Annotated in this window: 15 protein-coding genes and 1 riboswitch; of the genes, 2 read left to right on the forward strand and 13 right to left on the reverse strand. The window is 67.0% G+C overall.

All coding sequences use genetic code 11. From position 1 onward, the window contains the following. Positions 1-90: 90 nt before the first annotated feature. On the forward strand, positions 91-534 hold the full coding sequence (locus VHL31_RS13290) for a hypothetical protein (protein WP_329661702.1): 444 nt from the start codon (positions 91-93) through the stop codon (positions 532-534). A 22-nt stretch (positions 535-556) separates the two neighbouring features. Here VHL31_RS13290 and VHL31_RS13295 read toward each other — a convergent pair whose 3' ends face one another. The 13 genes from VHL31_RS13295 to VHL31_RS13355 form a co-directional block, all read right to left on the reverse strand. Beyond that, positions 557-1,501 carry an ABC transporter substrate-binding protein gene (locus VHL31_RS13295; protein WP_329661703.1) on the reverse strand — a complete coding sequence of 315 codons (945 nt, stop codon included), beginning with the start codon at positions 1,499-1,501 and terminating at the stop codon, positions 557-559. 15 nt (positions 1,502-1,516) lie between these two features. After that, positions 1,517-2,272: an ABC transporter permease gene (locus tag VHL31_RS13300; RefSeq protein ID WP_329661704.1), complete on the reverse strand. Its 756-nt coding sequence runs from the start codon at positions 2,270-2,272 to the stop codon at positions 1,517-1,519. Next, complete coding sequence (locus tag VHL31_RS13305; RefSeq protein WP_329661705.1) at positions 2,269-3,072, reverse strand: ABC transporter ATP-binding protein; 804 nt, start codon at positions 3,070-3,072, stop codon at positions 2,269-2,271. The genes VHL31_RS13300 and VHL31_RS13305 overlap by 4 nt, the downstream gene beginning before the upstream one ends. Continuing rightward, positions 3,066-3,185, reverse strand: a riboswitch (TPP riboswitch). It overlaps the preceding gene by 7 nt. A gap of 48 nt (positions 3,186-3,233) precedes the next feature. Next, positions 3,234-4,370, reverse strand: a complete 1,137-nt coding sequence (gene rodA, locus VHL31_RS13310; protein ID WP_329661706.1) for a rod shape-determining protein RodA — start codon at positions 4,368-4,370, stop codon at positions 3,234-3,236. Positions 4,371-4,379: 9 nt separating this feature from the next. Next, entirely contained in the window at positions 4,380-6,239 is a 1,860-nt protein-coding gene (gene mrdA, locus VHL31_RS13315) for a penicillin-binding protein 2 (RefSeq protein WP_329661707.1), read from the reverse strand. After that, on the reverse strand, positions 6,223-6,744 hold the full coding sequence (gene mreD / locus VHL31_RS13320; RefSeq protein ID WP_329661708.1) for a rod shape-determining protein MreD: 522 nt from the start codon (positions 6,742-6,744) through the stop codon (positions 6,223-6,225). Before mreD ends, mrdA begins: the two co-directional genes overlap by 17 nt. Next, positions 6,741-7,652, reverse strand: coding sequence for a rod shape-determining protein MreC (mreC, locus tag VHL31_RS13325; protein WP_329661709.1), 912 nt, complete (start codon positions 7,650-7,652; stop codon positions 6,741-6,743). Before mreC ends, mreD begins: the two co-directional genes overlap by 4 nt. Before the next feature lie 175 nt (positions 7,653-7,827). Then, the gene (locus VHL31_RS13330; protein ID WP_329661710.1) at positions 7,828-8,868 is read right to left on the reverse strand and encodes a rod shape-determining protein; all 1,041 of its coding nucleotides are present in this window, start codon (positions 8,866-8,868) and stop codon (positions 7,828-7,830) included. A gap of 123 nt (positions 8,869-8,991) precedes the next feature. Continuing rightward, a complete protein-coding gene (locus VHL31_RS13335; protein WP_329661711.1) occupies positions 8,992-9,615 on the reverse strand; it encodes a phosphoribosyltransferase family protein in 624 nt (207 codons plus the stop codon). Next, positions 9,612-10,289: an energy-coupling factor transporter transmembrane component T gene (locus VHL31_RS13340; protein WP_329661712.1), complete on the reverse strand. Its 678-nt coding sequence runs from the start codon at positions 10,287-10,289 to the stop codon at positions 9,612-9,614. The genes VHL31_RS13335 and VHL31_RS13340 overlap by 4 nt, the downstream gene beginning before the upstream one ends. Continuing rightward, on the reverse strand, positions 10,286-11,806 hold the full coding sequence (locus VHL31_RS13345; protein ID WP_329661713.1) for an ABC transporter ATP-binding protein: 1,521 nt from the start codon (positions 11,804-11,806) through the stop codon (positions 10,286-10,288). The genes VHL31_RS13340 and VHL31_RS13345 overlap by 4 nt, the downstream gene beginning before the upstream one ends. 39 nt (positions 11,807-11,845) lie before the next feature. Further along, the gene (locus VHL31_RS13350; protein ID WP_349262433.1) at positions 11,846-12,421 is read right to left on the reverse strand and encodes an aminotriazole resistance protein; all 576 of its coding nucleotides are present in this window, start codon (positions 12,419-12,421) and stop codon (positions 11,846-11,848) included. 106 nt (positions 12,422-12,527) lie between these two features. Then, positions 12,528-14,081, reverse strand: a complete 1,554-nt coding sequence (locus VHL31_RS13355) for a 2-isopropylmalate synthase (protein WP_329661715.1) — start codon at positions 14,079-14,081, stop codon at positions 12,528-12,530. A gap of 287 nt (positions 14,082-14,368) precedes the next feature. On the opposite strand from VHL31_RS13355, the gene VHL31_RS13360 reads away from it, so the two are divergent. Next, entirely contained in the window at positions 14,369-15,397 is a 1,029-nt protein-coding gene (locus VHL31_RS13360) for an alkaline phosphatase D family protein (RefSeq protein WP_329661716.1), read from the forward strand. Positions 15,398-15,418: the final 21 nt, after the last annotated feature.

The following is a 15,418-nucleotide window of genomic DNA, read 5'->3' on the forward strand; positions in this document are numbered from 1 at the left end:
GCTTCCGTCGTCGGCTGCTCGGCTGCACCTTCCGTCCCGCCGCTGCCGCCCCTGGAGCCGATCCGTCTCGCGGTCGGTGGAGTGGACGTCGTGTCCGCCCTCGCGGCCGGATCGACCTCTGGCGACGTCGCGGCGGAGCGGCGGCAGGAGCAGTTGCGCCAGCGCGTCCAGGCTGCGCTGCGAAGTGCAGTTCAGCCCATGGGCGGCAATGACGTCGTCAGGGTCGAGATCGTGGCGGCCGACCTCCGCGTTCGCGCTCTTCCTGCAAGCGGCGATGTGGCGAGCCAGCTCGGTCTTGAGCCGACGCGCGAACTGTGGTCGCGCCTTGCGGCTGACCTCGTGATCGTGGATCCGAGCGGCCTGGAGTTGGCCAGAGCAGGCGGCGAGGTTTCCCGGACCAGCCCTATTCTGGCCGGCACCACCGCCCCGGCCGAACAGGACCAGGCCAACCAGCTGTTCGAGGAAACGATCCGCCTGTTGATCGTGACGCTGCGCGAATCGGCCAGGGAACGGCTCTACTCCTGGCTGGCCTGACACGGGAGCCCGGCAGCCGGGCCTACCTCGTGGCGTTCAGGTCGACTGCATAGCTCGACAGCTCGGGGACCTCCTGCAGCAGGCCCTGTTCCTTCAGGAACGTGGCAAACTGGTCGTAGCGCCCCTGATCCAGCGCCGCGGGGCTGTGCGCAAACCGCCGGACCGTTTCGAGCCAAGCTTGGTAATTTGCTTCGTTGTCCAGCGCTGCGTCGGTCGCCTTGAACACTTCCCAAGCCTCCCCAGGATGGTTGAGCACCCACTGCGTCGCCGCCTCGACGGCACGCAGGAACCTCCGCAGCTCGGGGCGGTCCAGGCCGTCGCGGTGGGCCGCATAGATCAGCTCGTCATAGGGAGGCACACCCTCCTCCTCCGGGTAGAAGCCACGGCCGGGATGGCCGAGCAGCGCCATCTGGGGGATCTCGACGTTGCGGAAGGCGCCGATCACGGCATCGACCTGACCGCTGATCAAGGCCGGCGACAGCGAGAAGTTGACGTTGATCAGGTTGACGTCCGCAAGGCTCAGTCCATGGGTCTTAAGCATCGTGCCGAGCAGCACGTCCTCGAAGCCGGCCACCGAGAACCCGACGCGCTTGCCCTTCAGGTCGGCCAGCGACGAGATCGGGCCGTCGGCCAGCGCCACCACCGTGTTCAATGGCGTGGAAACAAGGGTCCCGATACGGACGAGCGGCAATCCGGCGGCAACCTGGAGATGGAGCTGGGGTTGGTAGGTAACTGCGATATCAGCCTGCTCGGCCGCGACCAGCTTCGGCGGATCGTTCGGGTCGGACGGCGCGATCAGTTCGACCTCGAGGTTCTCCTTCGCGAAGAACCCCTTCTCCCGGGCGACCACCAGCGGACCGTGATCCGGGTTGACGTACCAGTCCAGCAGGACTGTGAGCCTGTCAGCCGCCCGGGCAGTGCCCGCCACGCACAGGAACAGCGTCGCCAGCGCGAAAAGGCGCAGCATGGTTCGGGATCCTTTCTATCGATTGGTCTGGTAGCTGGCGGGTTGCCAGCGGTTGAACCGGGTCATGACCCGGTCGACCAGCCACCAGAGGCTGAGCGCCATGGCGGACAGCACCACGAGCGCAGCGAACAGCAGGTCGACCTGCATCCGTGCGTTGGCGTGCAGCATCAGGTAGCCCAGGCCGCCCGACGAGCCGACCCATTCCCCGACGACGGCACCGATCGGTGCCACCGCGGCGGCCACCCGGAGACCTGATCCGAGGGCTGGCAGCGAAGCCGGAACGCGGATCTGCCGGAGCACAGCCAAAGGTGGTGCATCCATGACCCGCGCCAGTTCCAGCCAACCGCGCTCGGTGCGGCGCAGCCCGTCGAAGAAGGCGAGCGTCACGGGGAAGAAGATGATCAGGACCGCCATCGCGACCTTGGAGAGGAGGCCATAGCCCAGCCACAGCACGAGCAGCGGGGCCAGCGCGAACACGGGCAATGCTTGGCTGATCACCAGCACGGGAAGCAGCCACCGCCTCGCAGGTGCGGAACTCACCAGGACGAGGGCAGCCAGGGCGCCGATCAGGCTGCCGATGAGGAGGCCGAGCACGATCTCCAGGCCGGTCGTGGCGGCGTGCTCCGCCAGGAGGTGCAAGTTGCGCCAGCCGGCCAGCGCCACCGTGAGGGGACCCGGAAGAATGAAGGGCGGCACGCCGCTCAGCCAGACCACCAGTTGCCACGAACACAGCAGGCCAACAGCCGTCACAGCCGGACGGAACAGGCTCATTGGGTTTCTACCAGTTCGGCCGATGCCAGAAGTTCCTTCATGAGGTCTGACTGCAGGCGGATGGCGCCGGGATCTGCTGGATCGCGCGGCGTGGGACCGGATGGCTCGATCGGCCCGCGAAGCTTCGCGGGGTTGCCAGCCATCACCCAGATGCGGTGTCCCAGCCGGATGGCTTCCAGGGGATGATGCGTCACCAGCAGGACCGTGCGATCGGCCAGCAGCTCGGCCGCGAGATCCTGCAGGCGATGGCGGGTGACCGCATCCAGGGCCGAGAACGGTTCGTCCATCAGGACGACCGGCCGATGTTCGATCAGCGTGCGTGCCAGGGCGACGCGCTGCCGCATGCCGCCGGAGAAGACCAACGGCGACGCATCTCCCTTGCCGGCCAGCCCCACCCGCGCGAGGAGCGCATCGGCTTCGGCGGCCAGAACCTTCATGGCATCGCGCGATCTGCCGCGGAGCCGGTGGCCAAGGAGCACGTTGTCGCGCACGTTCAGCCAGGGCAGCAGCAGGTCCTGCTGGGCCATCAGCGCGATCTTGCCGACAAGGCGACCCGGGTCCGGACGAACAACGGCACCGGCTTCCAGACCGGCGATCAGGCGCAGCAGGCTGGTCTTGCCGACGCCGGACGGACCAAGCAGGCAGGTCCACTTGCCGGCCGGAAGCCGCAGCCGCAGGTCCTGGAATACAGGGCGTCCGCCATAGACGAGGTGGGGCACCTCCACCTCCACCTCGGGTCCAAGCAGGCGCGGCGGCTCCTCTGGGGAGCGGACAACGGGCGGTGCCTGGCTGATCTGCATGCTGTTCCCATCCCTTCGCCAGTGTGAACTGGATCAGGTTCGAAGGGTCGCCATGCTGCACGGATGTGCCGATGGCCTCTCAGCCCCTTGCCGGGACTCCCCTTGGATGGGTGGGTGATAGGTTCTCGTCCCCGGTTTGGGAACAGGCTTTGTCGGCCGGCTCAGCTTTTCGGGAAACGCTGGATCGGGGTGTCGCGGTGGACGTCGGCGGACAGGAGGATGCCGAAGCCCAGCAGGACGGTCAGCATGGCGGTGCCGCCATAGCTGATCATCGGCAGCGGAATGCCGACGACCGGGATCAAGCCCATCACCATCGACGTGTTGATCACGACGTAGACGGCGAAGTTCATGCTGAGCCCGATGATGACCAGCCGCGCGAACTGGCTGTGGGCCCGGGTCGCCGCGACGATGCCCAGGACCACGACCGCGAAGAACAGGAAGAGCGTGAAAGTGGCACCCACGAAGCCGGTTTCTTCGGCGAGCGTGGTGAAGGCGAAGTCCGTGTGCTTCTCGGGCAGGTAATTGAGCTGGGCCTGCGAGCCGTGCAGGTAGCCCTTGCCCCAAAGGCCGGCCGAACCCAACGCGATCTTCGACTGGATGATATGATAGCCGGAGCCCAGCGGGTCCTCTTCCGGGTTCAGGAAGGTAAGCACCCGCTGGCGCTGATAGTCATGCATCATCTCCCAGCCCACCGGCAGGGCCGCCAGGCCGATGGCGATCACCAGGGCGAACTTCCACCAGCGTACGCCTGCAGCGAAGAACAGGGTGCCGCCCACCGAGATCAAGGTGATGGCGGTGCCAAGGTCGGGCTGGAGCATCACGAGTGCTACCGGCACCGCCACCATCAGGAGGGGTGGGACCAGGAACAGCGGCCGCTTCACGTCGTCCAGCCAGCCGGCATGGAACCAGCGCGCCAGTCCCAGGATCAGGGCGATCTTCATGACCTCGGACGGCTGGAGCTGGATTGGGCCCAGATCGATCCAACGCTGGGCGCCCTTGGCGACGATTCCGGAGAGGTCGACTGCCAGGAGCAGCGCCACTCCCACCATGAACACCGGATAGGCGATCCTGAACCAGAAGCGCACGTCGATCATGGCCAGGACCAGCATGACGCAGATCCCGGCGGCAAGGCGCACGGCATGGCGGAAGGCCCAGGGTTCCGGTGAGCCGCCCGCGGCAGAATACAGGACCGCATAGCCGATGCCGCCGATCACGCAGAGCAGCGCGACGAGCAGCCAGTTGATCGACAGGATCTTCTCGCCCAGCGATAGGTCGGTCGCCCGCAGCCGTTCTTCCATGGCAGGTCCTCAGGCGGACTTGCCGTCCGGCGCCTGGACGGGCTGACCGTCCAGTTGCAGGACGCGGTCGAGGATGTCGCGCGCAATGGGTGCCGCCACGGCGGAGCCGCCCCCGCCATGCTCGACCACCACGGCCACCGCATAGCGGGGCTCCGTGAAGGGCGCGTAGCCCACGAACAAGGCATGGTCGCGCTGTTCCCAGGGGATGTCCTTGCGCTTGTAGGCGCCGGACAGCCGGTCGGCCTTGCTGATCCGGCGCACCTGGGAGGTACCCGTCTTGCCGCCCATCTGGACGCCCGGCGTGAGGAGGGCAGCGGCACGCGCGGTGCCCGCCGGACTGTTCACCACACGGTGCATGCCACCAAGGACGAGATCCAGATGCTCCTTGGCAACCCCTACCGGCTCGGCCATGGCACCACAGCAGGCCATATGGCGCGGGCCGCCACGGACCAGCCAAGGGCTGACCTTGTAGCCACCATTGCTCAGGCGGGCGGTCATGATGGCCAGTTGCAGCGGCGTGGCCAGCACATAGCCTTGCCCGATGCCGGAGATCAGGGTCTCGCCCTTGTGCCAGGGCTGCTTCAGCTTGGCCTTCTTCCAGGCTACCGTCGGCATGACGCCTGGCCGCTCGCCTGGCAAGTCGATAGCGGTCCGTTCGCCCAGCCCGAAGCGGCGCGCGTACTCTGCCAGACGGTCGATACCTAGCCGTCGGGCAACCTCGTAATGGTAGACGTCGCAGGAAACTTCCAGCGAACGCTGGAGGTCGACCGCGCCATGGCCGCCCTTCTTCCAGCAGTGAAACTCGATCCGGCCGAGCCAGGTCGACCCGGAGCAGCGGATCCGGGTGTCCGGCTTGATCACACCGGTTTCCAGGCCGGCCAGTGCGATCATCATCTTGAAGGTCGAGCCTGGCGGGTACTCGCCCTTGAAGGCCTTATTGACCATCGGCGCCAGCTTGTCGTCGCGAAGCGCTCCCCAGTTCCTGGTGGAGATGCCGTTCTGGAACAGGGTCGGGTCGAAGCTCGGCACCGATGCGAGCGCCAGCACACCGCCAGTCCGCACGTCCACGACAGCAGCAGCGGCGCTGGTCTCGGCCGCCAGCCGGTTCATGCAGAAGCGTTGCAGCTCGAGGTCGAGGGAAAGCTCGAGGTCCTGGCCGGGCTGCCCCTCGTCGCGATCCAGTTCGCGGATCTCGCGACCGACCGCGTTGACCTCGACCCGAGACAGGCCGGCCTTGCCACGAAGCACGGGATCGTAGGAGCGCTCGACACCCTGCTTGCCGATGCGGAAGTCAGGCAGTTGCAGCAGCGGGTCCGCATCGCTCTTGAGTTCCGGCTCGTCCACGGGGCCGACATAGCCCAGGACATGAGCCGCGGCAGGACCTTCGGGATAGCGACGGACCATGCCGGAATCGAGGATGATTCCGGGCAACTCCGGCGCACGCACGGCGATGAGTGAGACCTCTTCCCAATCGAGATCATCCCGCACGCTCACCGGCACGAAGCGCGGGCGCGCCTGCACCTGCCTGATCACCTCGGCGATCCGCTCGGGCGTCACCGGGATGACGGCCGCCAATCGTTCCAGGGTGCCCGGCACGTCCTTGGTGAGCTCGCGGATGATTCGGACCCGGTAGGTCGGGATGTTCTCCGCCAGCGGCCGTCCCGCCCGATCCAGGACGCGTCCGCGCGGCGGGAGAATCAGGCGCTGGTTGACCCGGTTCTCCTCGGACAGGAGCTGGTAGCGCTCGCCCTGCTCCATCTGCAGGTACCAGAGGCGACCGACCAGCCCGCCGAACACGCCGAATGTGCCCGCACCCAGCAGCACGGAACGGCGCCGGAACCAGCGGATGCGTTCAGCTTCCTGCTGCATGGCGCATTCTCGGCAACGCTGTCTGCAGCCGCATCAGCAGAAGGACGACAAAGGGCCAAGCCAGGACGGTCAGCAGGACCCCAAGCACAGCCGGGATCGGGTGGTACCAGCGGCCAGCCATCAGCGAGGCCATCACCCAACGCAGGAAACCTAATGCCGCAGCATAGGAGGCGAAGCTCGCGGTCAGGACCGGCCACGACATGGCAAGCAGCAGCTTGTGCTGGCGGACCACGGCCTCGCGCGTCAGTAGCAGCAAGGCCGGTGTGAGGCCGATCATCGAGCCGGCGACGAAATCGGTGGCGAGGCCCAGCGCGAACAGCGGTATGGGCGCCACCAGCTCCGCGCGGTGGAGCGACCAGAAGAACAGGGCGGCGATCAGGATATCAGGCCCGCGGCTTGCCGGCGCCGCATCCGGAATCGGCGCAAGATCGACCAGCGCTGCCAAGGCAAGGGAAAGCGTCGGCAGGAACTGGCGCAGGCGGTGCTCGGTCGTGCCCGTGGTCATCGCGGCAGTTCGGCCGCAAGGCGGGTGGCGCTCGTCGCCTCGATGCTGGCCGCTTGCACAGGCAGGGCAGCTTCGGGTGGCTCCACCGGCAGGGCACGCAGGATCTGCACGACGTCCAGCCGCTCCCAGTCGGCTACCGGCGTGACATCCACCTCGCCACTGGCCATCCGACTGATCACGCCCACCGGGATCCCAGCCGGCAGCAGGCCACCTTCACCCGAGGTGATCACCCGGTCCCCCAGCGCGAACCGGGGATCGCGGGGAAGAAAGCGCAGGCGCGGAAGCCGGTCGTTGCCGCCTTCCAGGAGCGCCCGATCGCCCGACCGATCGACGAACACCGGGATCTTCGCGCTCATGTCGGTGATCAGGAGCACTCGCGCGCTGCGCTGCCCGACGGCCACGATCCGCCCGACCAGACCGCGCGCGTCGACCGCCGCCTGGCCCACCATCACACCGCGGCTGGAGCCGGCATCGACCAGCCGCGTCTGGATGAAGCCGCCGCCGACATCACCGACGATCGACGCCGTGGCGACGGGAATGGCCCGCTCGATCGGCGGCATGTCCACGATCCGCCTGAGCGCCCTGTTCTGGACATCGAGGCGGGCGGCCTCCGCCTGCCAGGCCAGCAGCCGATCCACCTGCATGCGCAGCCGCTCGTTCTCTTCCTGCAGGGCCAGCATGCCCCCCACCGTTTCGGCCAAGCCGCGCGCCGCATGGACCGGCATCGCCATCATCCCGAGCACGGGAGCCGCCAGATCGCCTGCATGGTTGGACGCCATGTCGATCAGCTTCAGATCGACCTTGCCGACCACGAGCAGCAGCAGCGACGCCACGAGCAGCACCGCCATGGTCATCCGGTCGACCAGGACCTTGAACGGAACGGCAAGACGGGACAGTCGCCGGCTCATCGAAGCTCAGCCTGCTCTTGCCGGCGCGGCCAGACCATCCTCGATGCTCATCACGCTCACCTAGACCTCATCTCCGGTACAGCTGCACCGCCAAGTTTTCTACCATGGGTGCATCGATTAATAGAAGATTCAACTCAAGGCTTAGACGATCGGCTTGCCGTGCGTTCAGTCCGCATCAATAGGCCGTCTGGAGAACGTGGCGTAGTTCCTTTTCCTCAAGGCACCGCCCGGTTCCCATGACGACGCAGGTGAGCGGGTCGTCGGCGAGGCTCACCGGCAGGCCTGTCGTGTAGCGCAGCACGAAATCCAGGTTGCCCAGCAGCGAGCCGCCACCCGTCAGTACGATGCCCTTGTCGACGATATCGGCAGCGAGTTCCGGCGCAGTATGCTCCAGGGCGGTCTTGATCGCCTCGATGATCGCGATCACCGGCTCGGCCAGCGCCTCGGAGATCTGCTTCTGGCTGACCACGATCTCCTTGGGCACGCCGTTCATCAGGTCGCGGCCCCTGATCTCCATGAGTTTGCCCTCGCCTTCCTCGGGAAGGCAGGCCGAGCCGATCGACTTCTTGATGTTCTCCGCGGTGGTGTCGCCGATCAGCAGGTTATGGTTGCGGCGGACATAGTTGATGATGGCCTCGTCCATCTTGTTGCCGCCGACCCGGACCGATCGGGCATAGACGATGCCACCAAGCGACATGATCGCCACCTCGGTGGTCCCGCCGCCGATGTCGACCACCATGGAGCCGCTGGGCTCGGTGACGGGCAGGCCCGCTCCAATCGCCGCAGCCATTGGTTCCTCGATCAGCTGCACCCGCCTGGCCCCTGCCCCCTCCGCGCTCTCCTGGATCGCGCGGCGCTCCACCGCCGTCGAGCCGGTGGGCACGCAGATGATGATCGACGGTGCGGCGAAGCGGCGGCGCCTGTAGGCCTTGCGGATGAAATGCTTGATCATCTCCTCCGCGACCTCGAAGTCCGCAATGACTCCGTCGCGCAGGGGCCGGATCGCCTCGATGTTGCCGGGCGTGCGGCCGACCATCTGCTTGGCTTCGTTGCCGACCGCGAGAACCTGCTTGCGTCCCTTGATGGTCGTGATGGCAACCACGGAGGGCTCGTTGAGTACGATGCCCTTGCCCTTCATGTAGACAAGCGTGTTGGCTGTCCCGAGATCGATCGCGAGATCGGTCGAGAAGATCCCGAGCAGTCTGGAAAGGAACATCCGGGCGAGGTCCGCAGCGCTGCAAGCAGGCCGGGGGCAGCGCAACCCTCCGGCGAACAAGCAGTGCCAGAAAAAAAGTCACGGTTCCATGGCGACCCGCCTGCGACAGGTTCGCCGCCACCGTCATGTGCCCGAAATCGGAGCCCAACCGCCGGTGGAGGTGGGAGCGAACTGCGGAATGTGCGCGAGGCTCACCACCGAGCCGGCATCGGCCCCGAGCACGGTCTGCCAGTCATAGGCCTCCGTCAGGACCACGCCGGCTCCCACGACGTTGGCACCGGCTGCACGGGTGAGCGCGATCGCGCCCTTCAGGCTGGAGCCGCTCGCCACCACATCGTCCACCACCACGGCACGCTTGCCGTCGAGCAGCGAAATGGCCCGGCGGTCGAGCAGGAGGCGCTGCTCGCCCTTGGAGGTGATCGAGGTGATCGGCTCGACCAGCGCGTCGGCCAGATGGATCTTCGGCGACTTCTGCAGGACGACGTACTGGTCCAGGCCGAGCGCCCGGCTGACCTCGATGGCGATGGGAATGCCAAGCGTTGCTGCGCCCACGATCACATCCGGCCGGTGCGACTGCAGCCGCGCCGCAAGTTCACGGCCGACATGCGTCAGAAAGTCCACGCCCAGGTCGATCACCATCATCAGCGAGATGGCGAAGTCCGGCTTGATCGCGACCAGCGGCAGGTCGACGGCACGTCCGGCGATGTCGACCGTCCAGTGATGCTCGGTGACGGGGGAAGGGTTCATGACGGGCGGGCCTCATGGCTGGGAAGGCTGCGTTCGACGGAGAGCCCGACCTGCCGCCAGGTCGTGCGCTTGGTGGCTGCATCGAAGCCGTTGACGGTGAGCGAGGTGGAGATCGCCTGGGCCATCCGGATCGACTGGACCAGGAGCGGCACGCCGCGCGCCAGCGCGTAGCGGAGGCGGGTGTGGAACGGTACGCCGTCGATCTCCATGCCTCGTGCCCGCTGGGCGTCCGCGATGCGCAGGAACTCTTCGCGCAGCATCGGGATGATGCCGAAGATCAGGGACAGGACCAGCGTCACCATGGGGGGGAAGCGGGCAGCGCTGGCGGCGGCGAGGATCGAGCCCGGCGTGCTCGTCTCCATGACGAAGAAGAAGGCGCCGGTCGTCGCCACCAGGCGAGCGGCCATGCGCAGGGCCACCGGGACCGCCGCCGCAAGCGGTTGGCCCTGCAGCGTCATGTTGAGCGACCAAGTCAGGAGCACCATCAGGACCAGGATGGCGCTGCCCTTGAGGTATCCTCCCACGCCCGGCACGCGCGCCGCCACGAGGCCGATCACGACAAGTGCGGCGATGACCAGCGCCGGCAGCGGCTCGGAGACGATCCAGGCGGCGATCATCACCAGGAAGGCTGCAGCGAGCTTGACCAGGAAGTTCAGCTGATGGAGCCGCTTCATGATGCTGCCCGCCAGCGCTCGCGGGGAGACGGCCAGCCCAGCGACATGAAGGCTTCCGACGTCCAGCCACCGTCGGTCGGTCCGTCGAAGGCGATCCGGCCTTCGTCCAGGATCAGGAGCCGGCCGCACAATTCGTCGACAAGGTCGAGGTCGTGGGAGATCAGCACCACCGACCGGCCCGCTCCCAGCATGTCGTCCAGGAAGCGGTCGAGCATGGCGCGGCCGCGGACGTCACGGGCCAGGAGCGGCTCGTCCAGGATCGCCACCGCGCAGCCCGCCGCAGCGACACAGGCAAGGCCCAGCAGCGCCTGCTGACGTGCCGAGAGCGCGAAGGGCGTGGCTTCGGCTAGGTCCTCAAGGCCGTAGGGGCGGAGCGCTTCCAGGCCACGCTGCCGGACGGACGGGTCGGACATGCCGGATGTGGTTCCGGCCAAGCTGAAGGCGACCTCGTCGAGCACGGTCAGGTTGAACAGCATGCGGCGCATGTTCTGGGGCAGATAGCCGATGCGGCGGGCACGGCGCGCCGTCGTCCATCTGGAGCTGTTCTCGCCCTCGATGGCGACGGTGCCGGACGCGGTGGCCGCCATGCCCAGGATGGCCTGGATGAGGGTCGACTTGCCGGCCCCGTTGCGGCCGATCAGGCCGACGATCTCGCCAGCACGGATCGAGAAGGAGACGTCGCGCAGGACCGGCTCGCCGCTAGGACGGGCCAGGCGCGTGCGCAGTTGGTCGGATTCGAGCAGGACCGCGCCGGTGGCAGCCGATGGGCGAACGGACTGGCGGTGGCGCCTGGGCGGGAGGACGCCGGCGTCCAGCCAGGGAGCCTGCAACGACAGCGCCTCGTGGGCCGGCCAGCTGGCGCCGATCCTGCCGCCCGAAAGGAGGTGCACCTGCCGGATGGAGCGGGCCAGTGAAGCGGCGTCCTGGTCGGCGGCCAGAACAAGCGGGATCTGGTCCCGGACGGCCAGCAGGGCCTCGTCGAGGCGGGCACGGGCGGCTGGATCCAGCCCCGTGGTCGGCTCGTCCAGCACCAGGAGCTGCGGGTGTGCCGCAAGCGCGGCCGCCAGCACGACCAGACGCCGCTCACCTCCGGACAGGGTCAGCACGCGGCGGCCTGACAGCGGCCGGAGTTGCAGAGCGATGAACAGTTCATGCAGTCGGTCGCGGATCTGCGGGCGGGGCAGGCCGCGGTTCTCCAAAGGTGCCGCGACGACGTCCTCGACCTCCAGATCCCAGAGCTGGTCGTCCAGGTTCTGGAAGACGATGCCGATGCGCGAGAACAGGTCTGCACGCGGCAATTCCAGGACGCTCTGGCCGAACAGGCGGATGTCGCCTGCGTACCGGTCGGCATGGTTCAGCCGGGGGATGATCCCGCACGCAGCGGCAAGAAGGGTCGACTTGCCGGTGGCCCCGGCGCCGCAGACCAGAGCACCCTGCCCCGGCTCCACCTGCAAGGCAGCGCCGGCCAGGACATCACGGTCGCCGAAGCCCACGTTCAGATCCACGATGGAAAGCACGCCGGCCTTCGACCTCCAGGTTGCAGGGGAAAGCGAACGTCAGAAGCGTGTGAAGCCGGAGGGTTGCGCGCTCTTCAGGATCTTCAGGGCGGGCACCACCAGGAGCGGCGTGCCGATGACCATCGGGACGACGTCGGACAGGCCCAGATAAGTGAGGCCCCACAGGAATGGAAAGATGCCGAGATAGGCCAGGCTCGCCGCCACGACGATCACCATGCCCACGCCCACCAGGAGGCAAACCAGGGCGATCTTCACCAGCGTGCCACGGCCCATCCTGGTCTTGGCCGGGTCGAACATCAGCCCGGGGATGAAGCCGGTCAGCCCGACCGCGATCCCGTCGACGATCAGGGAATGAGCAGGGATGAAGGTGCCGGCGAGCAAGGACCAGATGACGGTGCCGAGATAGCCGCAGATGAAGCCGCTCTTCGAGCCCAGCAGGATGCCGATGAGCGGCGGCAGGAAAGCGAAGATCCGCCACTGGATCACGCCGGGAACCAGCTGGATGGGGTTGGCATAGGCCCACAACACGCCGGTCGCCGCAGCCCCCACCAAAGCGAGGACAATCGGAAACAGCGTGTTCTTTTCCTGAGTGTAGGCAGTCGCCATGGGTCTCATCCGTTCAGCAGAGGACGCTGCCCACCAGCAAGATGAGGACCAGTCACCCGCCCGGTCCGCCGTGAAGGGGGTCCAGGCAGGTGACTGCACAGAAAACAGGCAGAAATCAGGCCGACAGGGCGGCAGGTGCCGTCTTGTTGCGCTTGGTGATCAGCTTGTTGAGCGCTGAAATGTAGGCGCGTGCCGACGCCACGATGATGTCGACGTCGGAGGCCTGGCCGTTCACGGACCGGCCGTTCTCCTGGAGCTTGACCGAGACGACGGCCTGGGCGTCGGTGCCCTCGGTGACGGCATTGATCTGGAAGACCTGCAGCTCGGCCTGGTGGGGTACCAGCCGCTCGATCGCCTTGAACGTCGCGTCGACCGGCCCGTCGCCCAGCGCCACCGAGGTCATGTGCTGGCCATTCACCTCCATGTCGATGGAAGCTTCCGGCTTGATGTCGGAACCGCACATCACGCGCAGACGGTTGAACTTGATCGTCTGCTCGCCCGTCTGGATCTCGTCGTCGACAAGGGCCACCAGGTCCTCGTCGTAGATATCCTTCTTCTTGTCGGCCAAAGCCTTGAAGCGGACGAACGCTTCGTTCAGCGCGTTGTCGCCCAGTTCGTAGCCCAGTTCCTCCAGCTTCTTCTTGAAGGCATGGCGGCCGGAATGCTTGCCCATGACCAGGCTGGAGCGATGCAGGCCGACATCCTCGGGCCGCATGATCTCATAGGTCTGGGCGTTCTTCAGCATCCCGTCCTGGTGGATGCCGCTCTCATGGGCAAAGGCGTTGGCGCCGACGATCGCCTTGTTCGGCTGGACGCTGAAGCCAGTGATCGCCGAGATCAGCCGCGACGCCTTCATGATGTCCTGCGACACGACCCGGGTCCGGTAGGGCAGCACGTCCGGCCGGGTGCGCACCGCCATCACCACTTCCTCGAGCGCAGCATTGCCGGCACGCTCGCCGATCCCGTTGATGGTGCACTCGATCTGGCGGGCACCGGCATTCACCGCGAGCAGGCTGTTGGCAACCGCCAGGCCCAGGTCGTTGTGGCAGTGAACGGAGATGACCGCCTTGTCGATGTTGGGGACCGTGTTGCGGATCTCGCGGATCAGGTCGGCAAACTCCTCGGGATAGGCGTAGCCCACCGTGTCCGGGATGTTGACCGTGGTGGCACCGCAGGCGATCGCCGTCTCGATGCAGCGGAACAAATAGTCCTTCTCGGTGCGCGACGCGTCCATCGCACTCCACTCGACATCGTCCGTATAGCGGCGGGCACGGGTGACGCTGTCGATGATCCGCTGGTGCACCTGCTCCTGGTCCAGGTTCAGCTGGAACTGCCGGTGCAGGGGCGAGGTGCCGATGAAGGTGTGGATGCGCTTGCGCTTGGCCGGCTGCAGGGCCTCGGCGGCACGGTCGATGTCGGCGGGATTGGCGCGGGCCAGCGAGCAGACCACGCTTTCCGTAACGAGCTTCGACACCTCGTTCACGCACTGGAAATCGCCCTCGCTGGCAATCGCGAAGCCGGCCTCGATCACGTCCACGCCCATGTGCTCAAGCACTTCGGCGACGCGGATCTTCTCGCCGACGTCCATGGAGCAGCCGGGAGCCTGCTCGCCGTCGCGCAAGGTCGTGTCGAAGATGATGATGTTCTGCTGGTCGATGGACTGGGTCATGAAGGTAGAACTCGCAGAGCTGGCAGAAGGATTCGACGGATCACGTTCCCCTGAACGCGCGCACCGGATGCGCCGCACTCAGGGGCGGATAAGTCGAAGCGAGCCCAGGAGGATCCGGACGTGCGCCATCGAGGGCAGCTTGCCCTGCATGGTGGCGCGATCGTGCGGACGAAAACCCATTGTTCGGTCCAGACGGCAGTGTGACCATTCCGCCGTTGTCGGTGCGGTAAATGCCGCCAACCGCCCCTGCATGTAAAGGGCCTTCGCGGCCTTTGGAGGACCGTCCCTTGGATCGACGCGCGCTGATCAAGGCCGCCGCCGCCATGCCGCTCGCGGCGGGGAGCCTGTCGGCAGCTTCGGCCGCACCCCGGCGGATCGCGTTCGGCTCCTGCATGAACCAGCGCCAGCCGCAGCCAATCTGGGACGCGGTGCTCGACTGGCGGCCGGAGCTGTTCCTGTTCACCGGCGACAATGTCTATGGCGACGTCAGCGGCCCGGAGTGCACGGAGCTGCGCGAGGCCTACCGGCTGGCACGCGAGGTACCGGGGCTGGCCCGGCTGCGCGCGACGGTCCCGCATGCCGCCACCTGGGACGACCATGACTATGGCGGCGACGATGCCGGTGCCGACGCCATCTGGCGCGCCAACGCCCAGACGCTGTTCTGCGACTACTGGCAGCTTACGGCCGACGACCCGCGATGGTCGCGCCCGGGCATCTACAGCAGCAGGATCCTGGGTGCCCCGCCCTTCACGCTCCAGCTCGTCCTGCTCGACACGCGCAGCTTCAAGTCCCGCTGGAAGCCTACCGACAAGCCCCGCGCCAGGGGCAAGGAGCAGTATCTGCCGGACGACGACCCCGGCAAGACGGTGCTGGGCGCGGTGCAATGGGCGTGGCTGGCTTCGGTCCTTGTCGAACCGGCCGACCTCAGGATCGTGGTCAGCTCCATGCAGGTGCTGAGCGACGCGCACGGGTTCGAGCGCTGGGGACTCCTGCCGCGAGAGCGCTCCCGGCTCCTCGCCCTCCTGGATGGATGCACGGGCGACGTGCTGCTCTTGTCCGGCGACCGGCATTTCGGCGCGATCTACCGGCGCGCCGACCTGTCGTCGCGGCCATTGGTCGAGGTGACCAGCTCCGGGATCAACATGGTGTACGAGGGGGTGGACGAGGTCCGCGAACCCGACCCGCACCGGCTGGCCCCACCGTTCGCCGCCCCGAACTTCGGAACGATCGATGTGGTACCGGGGCGCGCTTTGCTGGCGGTACGCGGGGTGGACGGCAAGGTCGAGCGCTCCTTGGAGATCGTGCTCGCCCGTTGAGGTCAGGGAACCGGGCTCGGG

Source organism: Geminicoccus sp. (genome assembly GCF_036263595.1).
GTDB lineage: Bacteria > Pseudomonadota > Alphaproteobacteria > Geminicoccales > Geminicoccaceae > Geminicoccus.

Coding starts and splice junctions, on each gene's coding strand:
- VHL31_RS13330 (WP_329661710.1), bottom strand. CDS start 8,868: ATGTTCCTTTCCAGACTGCTCGGGATCTTCTCGACCGATCTCGCGATC.
- mreC (WP_329661709.1), bottom strand. CDS start 7,652: ATGAGCCGGCGACTGTCCCGTCTTGCCGTTCCGTTCAAGGTCCTGGTC.
- VHL31_RS13355 (WP_329661715.1), bottom strand. CDS start 14,081: ATGACCCAGTCCATCGACCAGCAGAACATCATCATCTTCGACACGACC.
- VHL31_RS13305 (WP_329661705.1), bottom strand. CDS start 3,072: ATGCAGATCAGCCAGGCACCGCCCGTTGTCCGCTCCCCAGAGGAGCCG.
- rodA (WP_329661706.1), bottom strand. CDS start 4,370: ATGGAAGAACGGCTGCGGGCGACCGACCTATCGCTGGGCGAGAAGATC.
- VHL31_RS13300 (WP_329661704.1), bottom strand. CDS start 2,272: ATGAGCCTGTTCCGTCCGGCTGTGACGGCTGTTGGCCTGCTGTGTTCG.
- mreD (WP_329661708.1), bottom strand. CDS start 6,744: ATGACCACGGGCACGACCGAGCACCGCCTGCGCCAGTTCCTGCCGACG.
- VHL31_RS13335 (WP_329661711.1), bottom strand. CDS start 9,615: ATGAACCCTTCCCCCGTCACCGAGCATCACTGGACGGTCGACATCGCC.
- mrdA (WP_329661707.1), bottom strand. CDS start 6,239: ATGCAGCAGGAAGCTGAACGCATCCGCTGGTTCCGGCGCCGTTCCGTG.
- VHL31_RS13340 (WP_329661712.1), bottom strand. CDS start 10,289: ATGAAGCGGCTCCATCAGCTGAACTTCCTGGTCAAGCTCGCTGCAGCC.
- VHL31_RS13350 (WP_349262433.1), bottom strand. CDS start 12,421: ATGAGACCCATGGCGACTGCCTACACTCAGGAAAAGAACACGCTGTTT.
- VHL31_RS13295 (WP_329661703.1), bottom strand. CDS start 1,501: ATGCTGCGCCTTTTCGCGCTGGCGACGCTGTTCCTGTGCGTGGCGGGC.